The sequence below is a fragment of the Bradyrhizobium sp. PRIMUS42 genome (assembly GCF_023006515.1).
In the GTDB taxonomy this organism is placed as follows: domain Bacteria; phylum Pseudomonadota; class Alphaproteobacteria; order Rhizobiales; family Xanthobacteraceae; genus Bradyrhizobium.
In genome coordinates, this window is the sequence record NZ_JALBGZ010000662.1 from 1 (window position 1) to 3,479 (window position 3,479).

4 protein-coding genes are annotated in these 3,479 nt (G+C 63.7%); 2 read left to right on the plus strand and 2 right to left on the minus strand.

Annotated features, from left to right (window positions below):
* The first annotated feature begins 274 nt into the window (after positions 1 to 274).
* A complete protein-coding gene (locus MOV75_RS31395) occupies positions 275 to 736 on the plus strand; it encodes a cupin domain-containing protein (RefSeq protein ID WP_246922168.1) in 462 nt (153 codons plus the stop codon).
* A 707-nt stretch (positions 737 to 1,443) separates the two neighbouring features.
* Here MOV75_RS31395 and MOV75_RS31400 read toward each other — a convergent pair.
* Entirely contained in the window at positions 1,444 to 2,127 is a 684-nt protein-coding gene (locus tag MOV75_RS31400; protein ID WP_246922164.1) for a class I SAM-dependent methyltransferase, read from the minus strand.
* A gap of 26 nt (positions 2,128 to 2,153) precedes the next feature.
* Positions 2,154 to 2,612, minus strand: coding sequence for an Rrf2 family transcriptional regulator (locus tag MOV75_RS31405; protein ID WP_246922161.1), 459 nt, complete (start codon positions 2,610 to 2,612; stop codon positions 2,154 to 2,156).
* Positions 2,613 to 3,082: 470 nt separating this feature from the next.
* Between MOV75_RS31405 and MOV75_RS31410 the strand changes: the two genes are divergently transcribed.
* Positions 3,083 to 3,376, plus strand: coding sequence for a DUF718 domain-containing protein (locus MOV75_RS31410; protein WP_246922158.1), 294 nt, complete (start codon positions 3,083 to 3,085; stop codon positions 3,374 to 3,376).
* Positions 3,377 to 3,479: the final 103 nt, after the last annotated feature.

Consider the following 3,479-nt stretch of genomic DNA (forward strand, 5'->3'; position numbering starts at 1 on the left):
CCAGGGCGTCCTTGGAGACCGGTACGCCCGCGCTTTCGAGCAGCCGGCACAGCAGCGCGACGGCGCGCTGCCCAAGCATGGTCGGCTCGGCCCCTCGGTACAGAATGCCCGCCTCGGGGTCGAGGCGGAACGGGCCGAACTGGTAGAGGTCGCCCCTAACTGTCATTCGACGCTTTTAGCAGATTTTTGGGAACGGATTCACGACTTCCCGGCGCGGACGGCCGATGTTGCACAAGTGCTTGCAGAAATTAGCATTTGATCAATGGAGGACCGCATGTGCGCCGATGCCGTCATTCGCATGCCCGATGAGACGAACGGGGTCATCCTGCGTGGTCATCCCATGGTGTTCCTCGTCACCGGCGAAAATACCAAGCACACGAGCATGTTCGACTGGACGATCCCGGCGGGGTTCGCCACCGGGAGGCATGTTCACCGGGTGCAGGAGGAGACCTTCTACCTGCTCGACGGCGAGTGTGAATGGCATGTCGGCGACAGGACGATCCGCGCAACGCCCGGCACCTATCTGTTCATCCCGCCGGGGGTGCCCCACAACATCACGAATGTCAGTGAGCAGCCGGCTCGCGTACTGATGACCGTCTCTCCGCCCGGCCACGAGCATTATTTCGAAGAGCTCGCGAAACTCGCGGCGCAGGGAGCCCCGGATCCAAAGTCGCTCGCCGATCTGCGAAACCGCTACGACACCGATCAGCTGTCGGCTTTGACCACACGCGCGTAAGCCTCGTCCCGGCGTTCGATGGCAGCTTCTGGCCCATCGCGACCGCCTGAGCCTTGCCCGGCCATTTCCGAAGTTGAGGGTAGACCGGACCTGACTGCCAACGGCTGAAATCGGCGCCGTTGACCCAAACCGGACTATTCCGGCTGATGTTGCAGATGCTATGGATGTGAAATGTCGCTGCTTTTGTGCGCGCTTGCCATCGTACTCCTCGGCATTGCCAGATGGGGTTTGATGCCGTGATGGCAGGGCTGGCTAAGTCGTATCCTCAGGAGCCGTTGGACACCTTGTCTCGCAGATTTGAGGTCAATGAATTCATCTGGGGTCCCCGTGCGCCGTCGCGATTGCGGAAGCAATATATCGCTACACAAGCTTGCGCGGTCCCGGCGTTCCTCTGCCTGGCGGCGTTGGTATGGATCAATGAGCCACGTCCCGATGTCCGCACATTGGGGGCTATTGCCTTTTGCGCCGTTTCAATTCTCGCAGCCGCTCTTCTGGCTTGGAAGGCCCTTCGACGAGCGGGATGACACGTTCAGGAAAGCGGCAAGGCTGCTTTTGGCCCTTTGCCGATTAGCAGACGCGTGCTGGCGATGTCCGGTTTTGAGGCAGGACGGTCGCGACCTCTGTCGCGAGCTACGAATTATGACTGCACGCCCGGGCGCAACCGGCTTTGCCTGAATGCCCGGCCGGGTCGGCGAAGCCGTGACACCTCACGCGTAGGCCGCCCAACCTCGGAAAGTGAAGCCGGTGTAGAACAGCGTCGGCTCGGAGAAACCGGCCTCGCGCAGGATCGCCTCGTCCTGTGCGGGTGTGAGGATTTCCAGATGATTGGTGACGGCGTTCCGCGCGGCCGCGGCCTGCTCGGGCTCGACGCCGGAGGCGGCCAGGAATGCGGAGTACCGCGAAAGCCATAGCGGGCGCTCCTCATTGCCCTCGGGCGCGCTCAAATGGGCGACCACGAAAGCTGCGCGCGGCTTCAGCCGTCGGCGGACCTCCGAGGCGATGCGGCGTCGCTCCTCGACATCGACGAAGTGCAATGTCAACAGGCAGCTGGCGCCGTCGAACGGTCCCTCCGGTGCATCGTCGATGTAGCCCCGATGAAGACGTGCGCGCGATGCGAGCGGGCCCAGGGTTTGCCCGGCAAGCGCCAGCATCGCCGCGGAGGGGTCCACGCCATCGAAGCTCCAGCGCGGCTGCGCTTGTGCAAACGTCTTCAACTCAAGGCCGCCGCCGGCGCCGAGGACGAGGATCCGCGCATCCTCACGCGCGCGCTCGGCCAGCAGGATCGCCGCCATCGACAGCATGGCATTGTAGCCGGGCACGAAGCGCGGCGGTCCTTCCGTATATCTCGCCACGGCCTGAGGATCGGAGAACATGGCTTGAATGTCGGTCATGATGTCGTCCTTGCTGAATGGGCCAATCACGCACCATGTGCGCGCATGCCCTGATGCTTGCGGGACCCGAGGCGCTTGCGGAAATCGTCGCTCAGCATCGCCAGCGTCACCTCGCCGAGCCGCGACAGCAGCAGCGCCTCCGCATCGCTAAAGGCCTGATCGAGCGCGGCATTGACGGCCTGCTCGACGAGACAGCCGGGCGCCTCGGTCCGATTGCCCATGGCCAGCAGCGCCGGGCTGCCAAGCGCGGTGTAGACGTCGCGCAGCGTCACCTTCGAGAGGTCGTAGGCCAGCGTCCAGCCGCCGCCATGCCCCTTCTCGGAGCGAACGTAACCGAGTTCCCGCAGGCCCGCCATGATGCGCCGGATCACCACCGGGTTGGTGTCCATCGCCTTCGCGAGGGTCTCGGATGTGAACGGGCCGGGCTGTTGCGCCATGTGCAGCAGCACGTGCAGCACGCCGGATAATCGGGAGTCGCGTCTCATGTAACTTGGTATGTTACGTATCGGTGTCGAAGTCAACGGTCGACCTTGCCGCACCGGTGCAACCCGCGGCGAGGCCGTACGGCAGGGCGAAGTCTTGGATTGTCGGGACAGAGGCTGCCGGGAAATGCAGCAGGCGTTGCGTGACGCGTCGCAAAGTGGACGCGCTCAGGACTTGTCCGATGATGCCACCATGCGCCTGTGTTGCCCGACGGTGCAACGCCTTCCGCCCGACGGGTCTACATCTGCGCAATCCGCCTAAGCCATTGATCCCGCTCGTGCCGGCTACTGTGCATGGGGTTGTTTTCGACTTTTTGTCTTGGCGGGCGCAAAAGGCGGAGGTCACCATGCTGATTTGTCACGGTGACGCCACCGCGCGCGAGCGCAACAATCGGCCAGGGCAACGTGTGGACTTTTCGTCCTGACCTCGCGCGGCGCCCGTTTTCATCCATCCATTTTGTCGGAGGCGCATCATGCAGGTTTACAATGTGGTCAAGTTCAAGGTGAAGCCGGGTGAGGAAGCCGCCTTCCTCGACGCGCATCGGAACGGCAAGGCCAAATGGCCGGGCCTGGAGCACGGCGTCATCATCAAGACCGGTGAGCAGACCTTCTGCCTCATCGGCACCTGGTCCAGTCAGGATGCGATGGTCGCGGCGCGAGCGGCGATGATCAAGACTCTCGACAGCTTCAGGTCCGTGCTCGAGGACCAGGGCAACAGCCGCGGCGTGACGGATGCCGTTTCGGGCGAGGTGGTGCTCGCGCTTTAGAACGAGCCGCGCCCGCTACTTCATCACCCGCAAGCCCTTGGTCGTGAAGCGCTGGGTCTTCTCGCCCGGACGGACCGGCCGCCGTGTGCCGGCGGCCTTGCCG